Origin of the sequence: Flavisphingomonas formosensis (genome assembly GCF_009755815.1) — a bacterium.
In the GTDB taxonomy this organism is placed as follows: Bacteria; Pseudomonadota; Alphaproteobacteria; order Sphingomonadales; family Sphingomonadaceae; genus Flavisphingomonas; species Flavisphingomonas formosensis.
Genome location: NZ_WRPK01000001.1, coordinates 249,602 through 265,212, shown reverse-complemented (window position 1 = coordinate 265,212; position 15,611 = coordinate 249,602). Strand labels below are relative to the sequence as shown.

15 protein-coding genes, 1 tRNA gene and 1 pseudogene are annotated in these 15,611 nt (G+C 66.5%); 16 read left to right on the top strand and 1 reads right to left on the bottom strand.

Annotated elements, in window-relative coordinates; all coding sequences use genetic code 11:
• Positions 1 to 3: 3 nt before the first annotated feature.
• Together bioB and GQY20_RS01350 are read left to right on the top strand one after the other, a co-directional pair.
• Positions 4 to 999, top strand: coding sequence for a biotin synthase BioB (bioB, locus tag GQY20_RS01355; RefSeq protein WP_157215243.1), 996 nt, complete (start codon positions 4 to 6; stop codon positions 997 to 999).
• A gap of 11 nt (positions 1,000 to 1,010) precedes the next feature.
• Positions 1,011 to 2,993 carry an acetyl-CoA carboxylase biotin carboxylase subunit gene (locus GQY20_RS01350; RefSeq protein ID WP_157215242.1) on the top strand — a complete coding sequence of 661 codons (1,983 nt, stop codon included), beginning with the start codon at positions 1,011 to 1,013 and terminating at the stop codon, positions 2,991 to 2,993.
• Positions 2,994 to 3,127: 134 nt separating this feature from the next.
• Here GQY20_RS01350 and GQY20_RS01345 read toward each other — a convergent pair whose 3' ends face one another.
• Complete coding sequence (locus GQY20_RS01345; RefSeq protein WP_157215241.1) at positions 3,128 to 4,057, bottom strand: LysR family transcriptional regulator; 930 nt, start codon at positions 4,055 to 4,057, stop codon at positions 3,128 to 3,130.
• Positions 4,058 to 4,167: 110 nt separating this feature from the next.
• Here GQY20_RS01345 and GQY20_RS01340 point away from each other — a divergent pair, with 110 nt between their 5' ends.
• From GQY20_RS01340 to GQY20_RS32385, 14 genes and pseudogenes are all read left to right on the top strand, one after another.
• Positions 4,168 to 4,872: a pirin family protein gene (locus GQY20_RS01340; protein ID WP_157215240.1), complete on the top strand. Its 705-nt coding sequence runs from the start codon at positions 4,168 to 4,170 to the stop codon at positions 4,870 to 4,872.
• Between the two features lie 46 nt (positions 4,873 to 4,918).
• Positions 4,919 to 5,518 carry an NAD(P)H:quinone oxidoreductase gene (wrbA, locus tag GQY20_RS01335; protein ID WP_157215239.1) on the top strand — a complete coding sequence of 200 codons (600 nt, stop codon included), beginning with the start codon at positions 4,919 to 4,921 and terminating at the stop codon, positions 5,516 to 5,518.
• A 34-nt stretch (positions 5,519 to 5,552) separates the two neighbouring features.
• Entirely contained in the window at positions 5,553 to 5,885 is a 333-nt protein-coding gene (locus GQY20_RS01330; RefSeq protein WP_232475827.1) for a hypothetical protein, read from the top strand.
• 21 nt (positions 5,886 to 5,906) lie between these two features.
• Positions 5,907 to 6,809: a pirin family protein gene (locus tag GQY20_RS01325; RefSeq protein ID WP_157215237.1), complete on the top strand. Its 903-nt coding sequence runs from the start codon at positions 5,907 to 5,909 to the stop codon at positions 6,807 to 6,809.
• Positions 6,810 to 6,934: 125 nt separating this feature from the next.
• Positions 6,935 to 7,141, top strand: a complete 207-nt coding sequence (locus tag GQY20_RS01320; protein WP_157215236.1) for a hypothetical protein — start codon at positions 6,935 to 6,937, stop codon at positions 7,139 to 7,141.
• A 57-nt stretch (positions 7,142 to 7,198) separates the two neighbouring features.
• Positions 7,199 to 7,654: a transcription antitermination factor NusB gene (gene nusB / locus GQY20_RS01315; RefSeq protein WP_157215235.1), complete on the top strand. Its 456-nt coding sequence runs from the start codon at positions 7,199 to 7,201 to the stop codon at positions 7,652 to 7,654.
• A gap of 117 nt (positions 7,655 to 7,771) precedes the next feature.
• Positions 7,772 to 8,731: a thiamine-phosphate kinase gene (gene thiL / locus GQY20_RS01310; RefSeq protein ID WP_157215234.1), complete on the top strand. Its 960-nt coding sequence runs from the start codon at positions 7,772 to 7,774 to the stop codon at positions 8,729 to 8,731.
• Between the two features lie 254 nt (positions 8,732 to 8,985).
• Entirely contained in the window at positions 8,986 to 11,106 is a 2,121-nt protein-coding gene (locus tag GQY20_RS01305; RefSeq protein WP_157215233.1) for a sodium-translocating pyrophosphatase, read from the top strand.
• 144 nt (positions 11,107 to 11,250) lie between these two features.
• Positions 11,251 to 11,469 carry a translation initiation factor IF-1 gene (gene infA / locus GQY20_RS01300; protein WP_003049127.1) on the top strand — a complete coding sequence of 73 codons (219 nt, stop codon included), beginning with the start codon at positions 11,251 to 11,253 and terminating at the stop codon, positions 11,467 to 11,469.
• A gap of 15 nt (positions 11,470 to 11,484) precedes the next feature.
• On the top strand, positions 11,485 to 12,057 hold the full coding sequence (locus tag GQY20_RS01295) for a Maf family protein (RefSeq protein WP_157215232.1): 573 nt from the start codon (positions 11,485 to 11,487) through the stop codon (positions 12,055 to 12,057).
• Positions 12,050 to 13,051 (top strand): ribonuclease, encoded by a 1,002-nt coding sequence (locus tag GQY20_RS01290; RefSeq protein ID WP_157215231.1) that lies wholly within the window; start codon positions 12,050 to 12,052, stop codon positions 13,049 to 13,051. The genes GQY20_RS01295 and GQY20_RS01290 overlap by 8 nt, the downstream gene beginning before the upstream one ends.
• Complete coding sequence (locus GQY20_RS01285; RefSeq protein WP_157215230.1) at positions 13,029 to 13,250, top strand: DNA gyrase inhibitor YacG; 222 nt, start codon at positions 13,029 to 13,031, stop codon at positions 13,248 to 13,250. The genes GQY20_RS01290 and GQY20_RS01285 overlap by 23 nt, the downstream gene beginning before the upstream one ends.
• Positions 13,251 to 13,270: 20 nt before the next feature.
• Positions 13,271 to 13,346 (top strand) — tRNA-Phe (locus GQY20_RS01280).
• A 712-nt stretch (positions 13,347 to 14,058) separates the two neighbouring features.
• Positions 14,059 to 15,609, top strand: a pseudogene (locus GQY20_RS32385) (carboxylesterase/lipase family protein); the annotation flags it as partial.
• Positions 15,610 to 15,611: the final 2 nt, after the last annotated feature.

Below are 15,611 nucleotides of genomic sequence, written 5' to 3'. Positions count from 1 at the left end.
GGCATGGTCAAGCCTCGTACCGACTGGACCCGCGAAGAGATCGCCGCGCTCTTCGATCTGCCGTTCAACGATCTGCTCTGGCAGGCGCAGACGGTGCATCGCGCTTATCATGACGCCAATGCGGTGCAGCTTTCGACCCTCCTTTCGATCAAGACCGGCGGCTGCGCGGAGAATTGCGGCTATTGCAGCCAGTCCGCCAGCCACGACACCGGCCTCAAGGCCGAGAAGCTGATGGCCGTCGATGCCGTGCTGGAGGCCGCGCGCGAGGCCAAGGCCGCCGGCTCCGAGCGCTTCTGCATGGGCGCCGCCTGGCGTGAGCCCAAGGATCGCGACATGGACGCCATCGTCGCGATGGTCGAGGGGGTGAAGGCGATGGGGCTGGAGACCTGCATGACGCTGGGCATGCTCAGCGACGAGCAGACCGAACGGCTCGCCGAGGCCGGGCTCGACTATTACAACCATAATCTCGACAGCTCGCCCGAATATTATGGCGATGTCGTCACCACCCGCACCTATGACGATCGCCTCCGGACGCTGGAGCGCGTGCGCGGCGCCGGGATCAACGTGTGCTGCGGCGGCATCGTCGGCATGGGCGAGACCCGCGCCGATCGCGTCGGTTTCATCCATGCGCTGGCAACGCTGCCCGAGCATCCGGGCAGCGTGCCGATCAACGAGCTTGTGCCGATCGAAGGCACGCCGCTGGGCGACATGCTGAAGGGCATTCCGGCAGCGCAGATCGACGAGATCGAGTTCGTGCGTACCGTCGCGGTGGCACGCATCACCATGCCGGCCTCGGTGGTCCGCCTCTCCGCCGGGCGCGAATCGATGTCGGAAGCGACACAGGCGCTCGCCTTCCTGGCCGGCGCCAACTCGATCTTCACGGGCGACAAGCTGCTGACCACCGGCAATGCCGGTTCCAACGCGGACGCCAAGCTTTTCGACAAACTGGGGCTCAAACCTTCGCTGGCGCGTGAACCGCTCGCCATCGCGGCCGAATAACGGGACGGGGAATGTTCAAGAAAATCCTGATCGCCAATCGCGGCGAAATCGCTTGCCGCGTAATCAAGACCGCACGCCGCATGGGCATCAAGACCGTCGCGGTCTATTCGGATGCCGACGCGCGCGCCAAGCATGTCGAGATGGCGGACGAGGCCGTCCATCTCGGCCCCCCGCCCGCCGGCCAATCCTATCTGCTCGCCGACAAGATCATCGAGGCGTGCAAGGCGACGGGCGCCGAGGCCGTGCATCCGGGCTACGGCTTCCTCTCGGAGCGGACGAGCTTCGCCGAGGCGCTGGAAGCGGCCGGCATCGCCTTCATCGGCCCGCCGGTCGGCGCAATCGCCGCGATGGGCGACAAGATCGAATCCAAGAAGCTCGCCAAGGCGGCCGGCGTCAACGTCGTCCCCGGCTTCCTGGGCGAGATCGCCACCACCGACGATGCGGTGAAGATCGCGTCCGACATCGGCTATCCGGTGATGATGAAGGCGTCGGCCGGCGGCGGCGGCAAGGGTATGCGCCTCGCCTATAGCGAGCAGGACGTGCGCGAGGGCTTCGAGGCGACCAAGCGCGAGGGCCTCGCCAGCTTCGGCGACGATCGCGTGTTCATCGAGAAGTTCATCGAGAGCCCGCGCCATATCGAGATCCAGGTGCTCGGCGACAAGCACGGCAACATCCTCTACCTCAACGAGCGCGAATGCTCGATCCAGCGCCGCCACCAGAAGGTGGTCGAGGAGGCGCCGTCGCCCTTCGTCACGCCCGAGATGCGCAAGGCGATGGGCGAGCAAGCGGTCGCTCTGGCCCGCGCCGTCGGCTATTACAGCGCCGGCACGGTCGAGTTGATCGTCAGCGGCGCGGACACCACCGGCCAGGGCTTCTACTTCCTGGAGATGAACACGCGCCTGCAGGTCGAGCATCCGGTGACCGAATATATCACCGGCCTCGACCTCGTGGAGCAGATGATCCGCGTCGCCTATGGCGAGAAGCTCGCGCTGACCCAGGATCAGGTGCCGATCAACGGCTGGGCGATAGAGAATCGCGTCTATGCCGAGGATCCCTATCGCGGCTTCCTGCCGTCGACCGGCCGCCTCGTCCGCTACAGCCCGCCGCTGGCGGCCGACGATGTCCGCATCGACGACGGCGTGAGCGAAGGCTCCGAAATCTCGATGTTCTACGATCCGATGATCGCCAAGCTGATCACCTACGGGCCGACCCGCCTGGAAGCGATCGACAAGCAGATCACCGCGCTCGACCAGTTCGAGATCGACGGCATCGGCCACAATATCGATTTCCTCTCCGCGATCATGCAGCATGAGCGCTTCCGCGACGGCCGGCTCACCACCGGCTTCATCGCCGAGGAATATCCGGAGGGTTTTGTCGGCGCCCCTGCGGATGCCAGCCTGATCCGCTCGCTCTCGGCCATTGCCGCCCGCATCGCGACCGCAACCGCGGCGCGCGCCAGCCTGATCGACGGCCAGCTCAACGGCCCGATTCCGGCACCCGACGAATGGGTCGTGCGCATCGGCGACACCGATCACCATGTCGTGCTGGAAGGCGAGGCGATCCGCGTCGATGGGACGGAGATCGTCCTCGACGCGCCGTTCGTGCCCGGCCAGCGCCTGATCGAGGCGACCATCGACGGCGAGCCGCTGGCGGTCAAGGTCAAGCGCGCGGGGCTGTTCTGGAAGCTGACCACCCATGGCGCGACCTTCACGGCGCGCGTGCTGGATCCGCATGTCGCTCGCCTCGCCAATTATATGATCGAGAAGGTGCCGCCGGATCTTTCGCGCTTCCTGCTCTGCCCGATGCCGGGCCTGCTCACCGCGCTGCATGTCGGCGTCGGCGACAAGGTCGAGGCCGGCCAGCCGCTCGCGGTGGTCGAGGCGATGAAGATGGAGAATATCCTGCGCGCCGAGAAGGCCGGCACCGTCAAGGCGGTGGAAGCCAAGCCGGGCGACAGCCTGGCGGTCGACGCCGTGATCCTCGAATTCGAGTGAGTTCGAAGAGCAAGATCGCTCGACGATCATAGCCCTTCCCATTCGATCCGAGCGAAGTCGAGAAGGTCAGGAACCTCGACTTCGCTCGGTCCGGGTTATCGACTACGCTCGAACCGAACCGACGATTTTCCGAACTATTCCTTCACGGACACCCCATGCGCCCACGGCGCCTGCAGGAAACGGTCCGCGAGGAACTCGATCAGCGCACGCACCCGTGCCGGGCGGCGTGAGCCCGGCGGCGTCACGATGTGGAGCGCCGCCGGCGCGCCGGACCAACCGGCCAGCGCCTCTTCGAGCCGCCCGTCGCGCAGATGCTGCCAGACGAAGAATTCCGGCTGCACCCCCATCGCGATGCCGCCCAGCAGCGACGGCAGCACGATATCGCCATTGTTGGTGAGGATCCGCCCGTCGACACGCACCGTGCATTCGCCTTCCAGCGGATGATAGAAAGTCAGCATGCTCGGATTGGTGCGGTGCGAGTAGCGGATGAGCTGATGATTCTCCAGCTCGCGCGGATGCTGCGGCCGGCCGTGGCGCGCGAAATAGGCGGGTGAGCCGACCAGCGGCGCGCGCATCGTGAACAGCCGCCGGGCGCGCAGCGCGGAATCGGCCAGCGCACCGATCCGGAGGGCCGCGTCGTAACCACCGCCGATCAGGTCGACATATTGATCGGACAGATGCACCTCGACCGAGACCTTCGGATAGAGCGCCAGAAAATCCGGCAGCAGGTCTCCGAGATGCAGCACGCCGAACGACATGGGCGCGGCGAGGCGCACCAGGCCGTGGGGTTCGGCCGCCTTTTCGGACGCTTCCTCCTCGATCGCCTCACCCTCCGCGAGGATGCGCTGCGCCCGTTCCAGCGACATGCGCCCTGTCTCGCTGAGCGACAGGCGGCGTGAGCTTCTGTGCAGCAGGGGGGCGCCGAGCCGCTCCTCCAGCCGCGCCACCGCCTTGGAAACGGTGGCTTTCGACAGGTTCAGTTCAGCCGCGGCCGCGGAGAAGGAGCCGCGCTCCGCCACCTTGGCGAATACCGCCCAGGCTTCGAAATCGGGAAGATTGGCCATTATGATTAAATCCGAAACGATGCTTTTCCATCATATCTATTTCTGATGCGATCGGAAACGCCTATCTGGACTGCCAAGCAAGGCCTCCGGGCCGCTCGGGAGTTTCCGACATGATCGAACGCAGACCCTTCGAGACACTGGGCGCAGCGAACCATGGCTGGCTCGACGCTCATCATCATTTCTCCTTCGCCGATTATCATGATGGCGATCGGGTGCACTGGGGCGCGCTGCGCGTCTGGAACGACGATGCGATCGCGCCGCGTACCGGTTTTCCGCCGCATCCCCATGCCGATATGGAGATCATCACCTATATCCGCGAAGGCGCGATCACCCACCAGGACAGCCTGGGTAACAAGGGCCGCACCGAAGCGGGCGACGTCCAAGTGATGTCCGCCGGCACCGGCATCGCGCACAGCGAATATAATCTGGAGGATGTCGAAACCCGGCTCTTCCAGATCTGGATCGTGCCCGACCGCGGCCGCCCACGCGTCGCGCCGTCATGGGGCGCCAAACCCTTCCCCAAGGGTGATCGCGCCGGCCGCTTCGTCACTCTCGCCAGCGGCTTCGCCGAGGATGCCGACGCACTGCCGATCCGCACCGATGCCCGCGTGCTGGGCGCGACGCTGAAGGCAGGGCAGAGCACAGCCTATCCGACCAGCGGCGATCGCCATCTCTATCTGGTGCCGGCCAAAGGCAGCATCGAGGTGAACGGCGTGCGTATCGACGCGCGTGACGGCGCCGCGATCACCGCGGTCGACACGATCGACGTCACGGCGCTCGATGACGCCGAAATCGTTCTGGTCGACGCCGCCTGATCTTTCCTTTTCCGCCTTTTCCACTATCTCGCCGGGAGTTTCTGAAATGTCCAAGATCCTCGTCCTCTATTATTCCAGCTACGGCCATATCGAGACGATGGCGCAAGCCATCGCCGAGGGCGCGCGCAGTGCCGGCGCCACCGTGGACGTGAAGCGGGTGCCGGAGACGGTGCCGCTGGAAATCGCCCAGGGCGCGCATTTCAAGGTCGACCAGGAGGCGCCCGTCGCCACTGTCGCCGATCTCGAAAATTACGATGCGATCATCATCGGCACCGGGACGCGCTTCGGCCGCATGTCCTCGCAGATGGCGGCCTTCCTCGATCAGGCCGGCGGCCTGTGGGCGAAGGGCGCGCTGAACGGCAAGGTCGGCTCGGCCTTCACCTCCACCGCGTCCCAGCATGGCGGACAGGAGACCACGCTCTTCTCGATCATCACCAACCTCCTGCACTTCGGCATGGTGGTGGTCGGTCTGCCCTACAGCTTCCAGGGCCAGCTCGGCCATGAAGAGGTGACGGGCGGCTCGCCCTACGGCGTCACCACCATCGCCGGCGGCGACGGATCGCGCCAGCCGAGCGACAATGAGATCGAGGGTGCACGCTTCCAGGGCCGTCATGTGGCGGAAGTCACAGCGAAGCTGTTCGGCTGAGCCTAACGGAGCGCTTCGAAGGAGTATGTTTGAGATGACTGCGATGACCCACGATTTCGAAGCGCCCCAGCTCTCCCCGCTGGAGTGGAAGGTGGTGGCTCTCGCCCTGCGTGAGGCGGGCGATCGCGGCTGCGGCGGCTATACGCCGCCGTCGCGCGTCGGCACCTTCTTCCGCAGCGTGCTTCGCATTCTCACCGGCTATCAGGGCCAGCTGCCCTTGGCCGATCCCAAGCTCGAAACGCTGCGCCGTTTCGTCTGCACCGCGCGGGGCCACGCGGAAGCAGCGGCGGATCTGGGCCGGAAGCTGGTTGAACTCGGCTTCAGCAAGGGTCAGGTTGCCGCCGTGGCGATGCTCGCCCAGCGCTGATCGCCGGAAAGGATCAGATCGATGACAGACCCCGTCCAGCTCGCTCTGATCCCACCCCTGCGTGATCTGGGCGATGGCTTCACCGTCCGCCGCGCCCTGCCGTCGCGCCAGCGGCGGATGGTCGGTCCCTTCATCTTCCTCGACCAGATGGGGCCTACCGACCTTGCGGCCGGCCATGGCCTCGACGTGCGGCCGCATCCCCATATCGGCCTGTCGACCGTCACCTATCTGTTCGACGGCGAGATATTGCACCGGGACAGCCTGGGCGAGGTCCAGCCGATCCGTCCGGGTGCAGTCAACTGGATGACTGCCGGCCGCGGCATCGTCCATTCCGAACGATCCGCGCCGGAGATAAGGTCAGCCGGAGGTCCGCTCTACGGCATCCAGAGCTGGGTAGCACTGCCGACCGCGCATGAGGAAACGGCGCCCAGCTTCGTGCATCACGGCGCGGAAACGCTGCCCTTCGTGCAGGATGCGGACATGCAGGCGCGGGTGATCGCCGGCACGCTGTTCGGCGTCACCTCGCCCGTCCAGACGCTGTCCGACATGATGTATGCCGAGATCCGCCTTGCGCCGTCCGCGCGCCTGCGGATCGATGCCGAGCATGTCGAACGCGCCGTCTACATCGTCTCGGGCGCGATCAGCGTCGCCGGTCAGGACGGCGTTTTCGAGAGCGCGCAGCTGGTCATCTTCCGGCCGGACGAGGAGATCGTGCTGACCGCCGTCGGCGAGACCCGGCTGATGCTGCTCGGTGGCGAGCCTTTCGCCGAGAAACGCTACATCTACTGGAATTTCGTCTCCAGCTCGGCCGATCGCATCGAACAGGCGAAGCAGGATTGGCGCGCACGGCGCTTTGCCGACGTGCCCGGCGAGAGCGAGTTCATCCCGCTCCCCGACGAGCCCGTGCCCACGCGGCTCAGCTAGACCACCAAGCCTTCCCCCCATGTGGGAGAGGCCAAGGCCCGAAAGATTTTCGCACCCTGTGTCCGCCCTCACATCGGGGAACGGCGGGACACGCCATGCCGCGCGCAGCAGAACAGGAGGCTGACATGATTTCGCATATTCGCACCGGCAAGGCCCATCGCCTGATCGCAGTGGCGCTTGCGGCGCTCACCGCGCTGCTCGTCGCCGGGCTCACCGCGCGCAGTTTCGGCGATCTGCTGATCGGCATCGTGGCCGGCGCGCTCGCGCTGCCGCTCGTCCTCGTGCTGTTGCGTCCGATGCTGGAAGATGGCCCCCGCGCGCACGGCTTCTGATCGCGCCGACAGCTGCCGGGCCTTGCCTTTATGTCCGCCGCCGCTAAACGCGCGGCCATGCCCAAGATCAACGAACGCGCCCGCTCGCGCTCCGCAGCGCGTCTCGCCGCCGTGCAGGCGCTGTATCAGCAGGAGATGGAATCGATTCCGCTCCCGCGCCTGCTCGACGAATTCCACCTCCACCGGCTCGGCCACACCATCGAGGATGTGACCTATGCCGCCGCCGAACCCGATTTCTTCGACGATCTGGTCAAGGGCGTCGATGCGCGCCGCGCCGAGATCGACGCGGCCATCTCCGCGAAGCTCGCCTCCGGCTGGACGCTGGAGCGGCTCGATCGGCCGATGCGCCAGATCCTGCGCGCCGGCACTTATGAGCTGATCGCCCGCATCGACGTGCCGACCGCGACGGTGATCAGCGAATATGTCGATGTCGCCGACGCCTTCTACGCCAAGCGCGAGAAGGGTTTCGTCAACGGCCTGCTCGACGGTGTCGCCAGGGCGGTGCGCAGCTGACGCTACGCTTTTCGCTCCCCGCCTGCGCCATGGCATTTGCACATCGTCCCCTTCGCGGGGGCGGAGGGGAATAGATGGCGATAGCCGTGCAACGCCGCACGGCCTAAGCCCTGTTCCATGAGCGACGAGAAGCGCCTGATCGAAAGCCTGCGCGGCATTGCCTCGCATCCTGCGGCGCGCGGCCTGCAGGACGATGCCGCGGTGCTGGCCGCGCCGATCGGCCGCGATCTCGTCTTCACCCACGACATGCTGGTCGAGGGCATCCATTATCTGCCCTCCGATCCCGCCGGCGACGTCGCGTGGAAGCTGCTGGCCGTCAACCTGTCCGACCTTGCCGCCAAGGGCGCCCGGCCGCTCGGCGTGCTGATGGGCTACACGCTGGCCGGCGATGCCGATTGGGATACGGATTTCGTCGCAGGGCTCGCGCGCGCCTGCGAACATTTCGCCGTGCCCCTGCTCGGCGGCGACACCGTGGCGCTGCCGCCGGGTTCGCCACGCAGCCTGGGGCTGACCGCGATCGGCGAGGCACCGCGAGGCCAGGCACCGAGCCGCGCAGGCGCCCGCGCGGGCGATCGGCTCTGGGTCAGCGGCCCGATCGGAGATGCCGGGCTCGGCCTCGTCATCGCCCGCGGCATGATCGATGGGCCGCGCCGGCTGCTCAAGGCCTATCGCCTGCCGATGCCCCGGCTCGCCGAAGGCCAGGCGCTGGCGCCTCATGTCCATGCCATGGCCGACATTTCCGATGGCCTGCTGATCGACGCCGATCGCATGGCGGGCGCGAGCCGCCTAGCCGTCGCGATCGATCTCGATGCCGTGCCGCTTTCCCCGGAGGCAGCCGGTTTCGGCACCGACCGCGCTGCGCGATTGCGCGCGACGACGGCGGGCGACGATTATCAGCTGCTCTTCGCGGCCCCGGAGGAAAAGACGGAAAAGCTGTTAACCCTTTCCTCAACCTTGAACGCCACATTCACCCCGGTCGGGCGCTTCGCGTCCGGCGCGGGGCTGCGGGTGAGCGACGAAGCGGGCGAGGTGCCGCTTCCGGAAAGGCTGGGATATGAACATGGTAGGCACTCGTAGGCGGCGCCTGGTGATTTTGATCGCCGGCTTTCTGTGCGGTATCGCCAGCGCAGCGATCCTGGCCGGTCCGGCGGCGATGGTGAGGCCGCCGGCGGAAGGCGCGAGCGCCGCCTGATCGCCGGAGTCGGCATCCGGCGGCATAGCTTTACCTCTATTCCGGGCGGATGGCTTGCGCCGCCGCGATTTAGCACCCTATACCTTGCCCAAAGCGTCGGCATTATCGGCGCGAATATATAATTTGGGGAAGGATTGCTATGAACGTCGTGGTGCTGGCCATCGCGTGTGGCCTGATAGCTGTCTTGTACGGAATCATTACCAGTCGACAGGTGCTTGCGGCCTCCGCCGGCAACGAAACCATGCAGCAGATCGCCGGCGCGATCCAGGAGGGCGCCAAGGCCTATCTGGGCCGGCAATATCGGACGATCGCGATCGTCGGCGTGATCGTCGCCGCTCTCGTTTTCTATTTCCTCGGGCCGATCTCGGCGATCGGTTTCCTGATCGGCGCCGTGCTGTCGGGCGTGACCGGCTTCATCGGGATGAACATCTCGGTCCGCGCCAATGTGCGGACGGCCGAAGCGGCCCGCCAGTCGCTCCAGTCGGGCCTCACCACCGCGTTCAGGGCGGGCGCCGTCACCGGCATGCTCGTCGCCGGCCTCGCGCTGCTCGCGATCGCCGTCTTCTACTGGTATCTCACCGGGCCCGGCGGCCATGCGCCGAACGATCGGGTGATCGTCGACAGCCTCGTCGCACTCGCCTTCGGCGCTTCGCTGATCTCCATCTTCGCGCGTCTCGGCGGCGGCATCTTCACCAAGGCGGCGGACGTCGGCGCGGATCTCGTCGGCAAGGTCGAGGCCGGCATTCCCGAGGACGATCCCCGCAACCCGGCCACCATCGCGGACAATGTCGGCGACAATGTCGGCGACTGCGCCGGAATGGCTGCCGACCTGTTCGAAACCTATGTCGTCACGGTCGGCGCCACCATGGTGCTCACCGCCCTGCTCTTCGTCGGCGAGGCGGCACAGCTTTCACAACTCATGTCGCTGCCGCTGCTGATCGGCGGCGTCTGCATCATCACCTCGATCATCGGCACCTATATGGTGCGCCTCGGCTCCAACCAGTCGATCATGGGCGCGCTGTACAAGGGCTTCTGGACCACCGCGGTCCTCTCGGTGTTCGCGATCTTCGGCGTGTTCAAATTCGTGCTCGGCGATCTCGGGCAGGATGTCGCGCTGCAGGGCGCCGGCGGCGCGACCATCGCCTTCCCGGCGATGCACCTCTTTTATTCGAGCCTCGTCGGCCTCGCCGTCACCGGCCTGCTGGTGTGGATCACCGAATATTATACCGGCACCAACTACCGGCCGGTGAAGAGCATCGCCAAGGCGTCCGAGACCGGCCATGGCACCAACGTGATCCAGGGCCTCGCGATCAGCCTGGAATCGACCGCGCTGCCCACGCTGGTGATCTGCGTCGGCATCATCGTCGCCTATCAGCTCGCCGGGCTGATCGGTATCGCCTTCGCCGCCACGGCCATGCTGGCGCTGGCCGGCATGGTGGTCGCGCTCGACGCCTATGGGCCGGTCACCGACAATGCCGGCGGCATCGCCGAGATGTCCGGGCTGGAGGATAGCGTGCGCGTCAAGACGGACGCCCTGGATGCCGTCGGCAACACCACCAAGGCGGTGACCAAGGGCTATGCGATCGGATCGGCCGGCCTCGCCGCGCTCGTCCTGTTCGGCGCCTATACGACCGATCTCAGCCAGTTCTTCAGCGGGTTGACGGTCGATTTCTCGCTGTCCAATCCTTACGTCATCGTCGGCCTGCTGCTCGGCGCGCTGCTGCCCTATATCTTCGGCGCGTTCGGCATGACCGCGGTGGGCCGCGCCGCTGGCTCGGTGGTGGAGGAGGTCCGGGCGCAGTTCCGCGACAATCCCGGCATCATGGCGGGCACCAGCCGTCCCAACTATGCCCGCACCGTCGATCTCGTCACCAAGGCGGCGATCAAGGAGATGATCGTCCCCAGCCTGCTGCCGGTGCTGGCGCCGATCGTCGTCTATTTCGTGATCACCGCGGTCGCCGGCCAGGCCAACGGCTTCGCCGCGCTGGGCGCGCTGCTGCTCGGCGTGATCGTCTCGGGCCTGTTCGTCGCCATCTCGATGACCTCGGGCGGCGGCGCGTGGGACAATGCCAAGAAATATATCGAGGACGGCAATCATGGCGGCAAAGGATCGGACGCGCACAAGGCGGCCGTGACCGGAGACACCGTCGGCGATCCCTATAAGGACACCGCCGGCCCGGCCGTGAACCCGATGATCAAGATCACCAACCTCGTCGCGCTGCTGCTGCTCGCGGCGCTGGCGGCGCATTCGGCGGTATAAGCCCGCGCCGTCTGCCGAAATCGCCCCGTCCGGTTCGTCCGGGCGGGGCTTTTCGCAAAACTCGCCGCATATGCTTTCTTTTTGACCGGTGGAGGCGTATGGCGGCGCGCAATTTCAACCTGATTGCTGATAAAGGGGTCCTGTTTGGCCAAGGAAGAACTGTTGGAGATGCGCGGGCAAGTGGTCGAGCTGCTGCCCAATGCCATGTTCCGCGTCCGGCTCGAGAATGACCATGAAATTCTCGGCCATACCGCCGGCAAGATGCGCAAGAACCGCATCCGCGTGCTGGTCGGCGACGAAGTGCTCGTCGAGCTTACGCCCTATGATCTGACCAAGGGGCGGATCACCTACCGCTTCAAATAAACGGCCGGGGCCGCGATGCGCCTCGTGCTCGCTTCCGCCAGCCCGCGCAGGCTGGATCTTCTCGCGCGGATCGGCGTCACGCCCGACGCCATCGATCCTGCCGACATCGACGAGACACCCGAAAAAGCGGAGCCGCCGGCCCGCTATGCTGCACGCATGTCTGCCGCAAAAGCCGCGCTCGTCGCCGGCCGCCAGCCCGGCGCGCTGGTGCTCGCGGCCGATACCGTGGTCGCTGCCGGACGCCGCATCCTGCCCAAGGCTGAGCGCGAGGATGAGGGGCGCGCCTGCCTCGCGCTGCTTTCCGGCCGACGCCACCGGGTGATGACCGCGGTGACGCTGATCGACGCGCAGGGCCGCGCCCGTCATCGCCTCTCCACCAGCGTCGTCGCCTTCCGCCAGATCCCCGATGCGGAGATCGTCGCCTATCTCGCTTCCGGCGAGTGGCAGGGCAAGGCCGGGGGCTACGCCATCCAGGGCCGTGCCGAAGCCTTCGTGCGTTTTCTCGGCGGCAGTCATTCCGGCGTCGTCGGCCTGCCCCTGCTCGAAACCCGCGCGCTGCTGATCGCGGCCGGCTACGCGCTTGGCTGAGTGGCTCTACGAGGATGGGATCGGCGAAGCGCGCGCCGCGCTGATCGACAAGGACGAGATCGTCGCGATGCGGCTGGAATGGCCGGATGAAGCGACACGCCTCGGCACGATCGTGCCGGCGCGAATGCTGCGCGGGGCGGATGCCACCGGACGCGCGCTGGTGGCGCTGGAAGGCGGAACGGAAGCGCTGCTGGAAGCGCCGACCCGCGGCCTGAACGAAGGTGCGAAGCTGGTCGTCGAGATCGTGCGCGAGCCGATCGCCGAGCGCGGCCGCCTCAAGCCTGCCAAGGCGCGTGTGGCGGCCGAGGGCAGCAGCCCCGCACCGGGACCGGATCTGCGGCAGCAGATCGCGTCCAGCGGTCTCCCGGTCACCCAGCTTCATCCCCACCAGCCCGATCTTCTCGAACAGCATGGCTGGTCCGAACGGCTCGAGCAGGCACGTGACGGTGACATCGCCTTCCCCTGGGGGGCGCTTCAGATGGCGGTGACGCCGGCCATGACCTTGTTCGACGTCGATGGCGCGCTCGCCCCGGCCGAGCTGGCGCTGCACGGTGCGGAGGCAGCCGCGCGGATGATGATGCTGTTCGACATCACGGGATCGATCGGCATCGACCTGCCTACCGTCGAATCGAAGGCGGCCCGGCAGGCTGCCGCGGCGGCGCTCGACGCCGTACTGCCCCAACCGTTCGAGCGGACGGCAGTGAACGGCTTCGGTTTCCTGCAGGTGGTACGGCGGCGGTTCCGCGCCTCGATCCCGGAAATGCTGCACGCGGATCCGGCAGGCGCCTCCGCGCGCGCGCTGCTGCGCCTTGCGGAGCGCACCCCGGGCATGGGCATGCGCACGCTGGTCGCCCATCCGGCGGTGATCGCCCGGATCGAGCGCGAATCGGAGTGGCGCGAGACGCTGGCCCGCCGCATTGGCACGGCCGTCGCCTTGCGCGGCGACGCCGCACTCGCCATATCCGCAGGACATGTCGAAGCCCGATACAGCTAAGCGCGACCGCAACGCCTGCCCGCTCTGCGGCCGGCCCGCGGTGCCGCAGCATACGCCCTTTTGCAGCCAGGGCTGCCGCGATCGCGACCTTCTGAACTGGCTGGGAGACGCCTATCGCGTCGCTGGAAGACCCGCCGATGACGATGGCAACGAAATCGACACGGATGGGCTGGACAGCGGGGGCCGGTCCCCCTTATAGGCGCTGCTCCCAACGCTCCTGCCCAGGTAGCTCAGTTGGTAGAGCACGTGACTGAAAATCACGGTGTCGGTGGTTCGATTCCGCCCCTGGGCACCATTCCCCCGTTTCGGAGCTTCTCATCATCTCCTATTGAAGCTTGAGATCCTCAGATTTCTGCCATTTATCGTCGCCTGAAATGGCTAAGCTGATCAGCGACGCACCCCGTGGCACCGCCAGCACGCCCAGGCCGTGCCGATCCTGCACAGGCCCAGCGCCGATCAAATCTCAGCCCGTTCGGCGAGGATCAGAAGCGTCCTCCATGTCGATGGCAGGATATTCATCCGGATAGCTCGAAGATTGCCGGTGGCACCGTCGATGAGCGGAGCCGCACCCCACCCGCTCCGTAAGATCGGTTCGGTCGGCGGTTCCGTCCCGCGCCTCACGTTCGGCATGGATCGGTTGGTCGAGGGTCACACCAGCATGTTCAAAGCGTGAAGGCCTCGCGGATACCCCCTCGCGCTCGCTGGCATACGCACCTCAAAAACGGAAGTAACTGTAATCTGGGGCGAATGACGGGCATCAGTTTCAGAAGGCCGGAAATCTGCATTCAGATGGGCACTGAATTTTGAATTCGAAGCTACATATCTGCGGGAATTCGGTCATTTTGACCTTGACACGGCCGAATGCGCCGCACAATATGTATTCACTTTTTTAGATATATGAATTCCTAAAAGGCGATGGCGTGCCCCTCCTGGGAAAGAGGTTGGAATCGCTCCCGCATCGTTCGTTCCCCGCAGAATGGGCGCCCTGCGTCCCGGAGTGATCTACCATGATGGCTCGAGTCCGCACCCTTTGGGCGACCCGCCTTCCGGCCGCTGCTCGCGTCTGCGTCGCCCTCAGCCTGGGTGTTCCGGGCATAGCCGGTGCGCAAGCGGATCCCCGCCCGCGGGTCGAGCTGACGTCAGGCCCCGTCATCGGCCGGCGAAGTGCGGACGGGATGATCGCAAGCTTCCGCGGCATACCCTACGCTGCCGCGCCCACCGGCGCGCTGCGCTGGATGCCGCCGAAGCCGGTCAGGCCCTGGAGCGAGCCGCGCGATGCCGGAGCTTTCGGCGACGACTGCGTTCAGCTGCCTTCGCCCTGGCTGCCGCGCGTGGCCACGCGCCGCTTTTCCGAGAACTGCCTCTATCTCAACGTCTGGTCCGCAGCAAAGCCCGGGGCCGGCGCGCCGGTGCTCGTCTGGATCCATGGCGGCGGCTTCGTGAGCGGCGGCACCGCCCTTCCCGAGTTCGACGGCGAGCCTCTGGCGCGCAAGGGCGTGGTCTTCGTCAGTCTCAACTACCGGCTTGGCCGCCTGGGCTTCTTCGCGCATCCGGCCCTGAGCGCGAAAGCCCATGGGCCGCTCGGCAATTACGGCTATCTCGACCAGATCGCGGCGCTTCACTGGGTCCAGGCCAACATCGCGGCCTTCGGCGGCGATCCCGGCCGCGTCACTATCATGGGAGAATCGGCAGGCGGCATCTCGGTGCTCGACCTGCTCACTTCACCCGCGGCCAGGGGGCTGTTCAGGCAAGCCATCGTGATGTCCGGAGGCGGCCGGGCGGCGATGAGCAACCGGCCCCTCGACGGCGCCATCGCTGCCAGCGATTTCGGCGATCGGGGTCAGCGGGTCGCGCCGGGAACGGCAGAGCAGGTCGGCCTTGCCTTCGCCCGGTCGCAAGGCATCACCGGACGCGGCGCCAAGGCGCTGGCGGCCCTGCGCCGCCTGCCGGCCGAACGCCTCATGGCCGGGCTCGCACCCGCGACGATGCGTATCGATGGGGATGTGAAGGCAAGCCTGCCAGAGCTTTTCGGCACCCATGTGGGCGGCCCGATCGTGGATGGCCGGATCAAGCGCGCTATCACCGATCTTGCTCTTTCGCGCGGCGATCAGGCCCGCGTACCGGTCATGATCGGGTCGACCAGCGCCGACCTGTCGGTGCAGACGGGTCAGGACAAGGACCAGCTCTTCGCCGCGTTCGGTCCACTGGCCGCGCAGGCCCGCGCGATCTTCGATCCCGAAGGCACCGTGCCCCTGCCAGCCCTGCGCGAAGAGATCACGCGTGACCGCCTGCTGGTGGAGCCCGCCCGCTTCGCCGCGCGCACGATGGCCGCAGCAGGCCAGCCGACCTACCTCTACAGCTTCGGCTACGTCTCGGATTCGAAGAAGACGACATGGCCGGGCGTCCCTCACGGCGCCGACACCGCCTATTTCCTGGGCACCGCGCCACAGCTTCTGGGCAATCTTGCCACCGCCCGCGACAGGCACGTTGCCGACCAGACAAGTTCCTACGTAGCGCGCTTCGTCGCCACCGGTTCTCCGGGGGGCACGGGCGCCGGCGC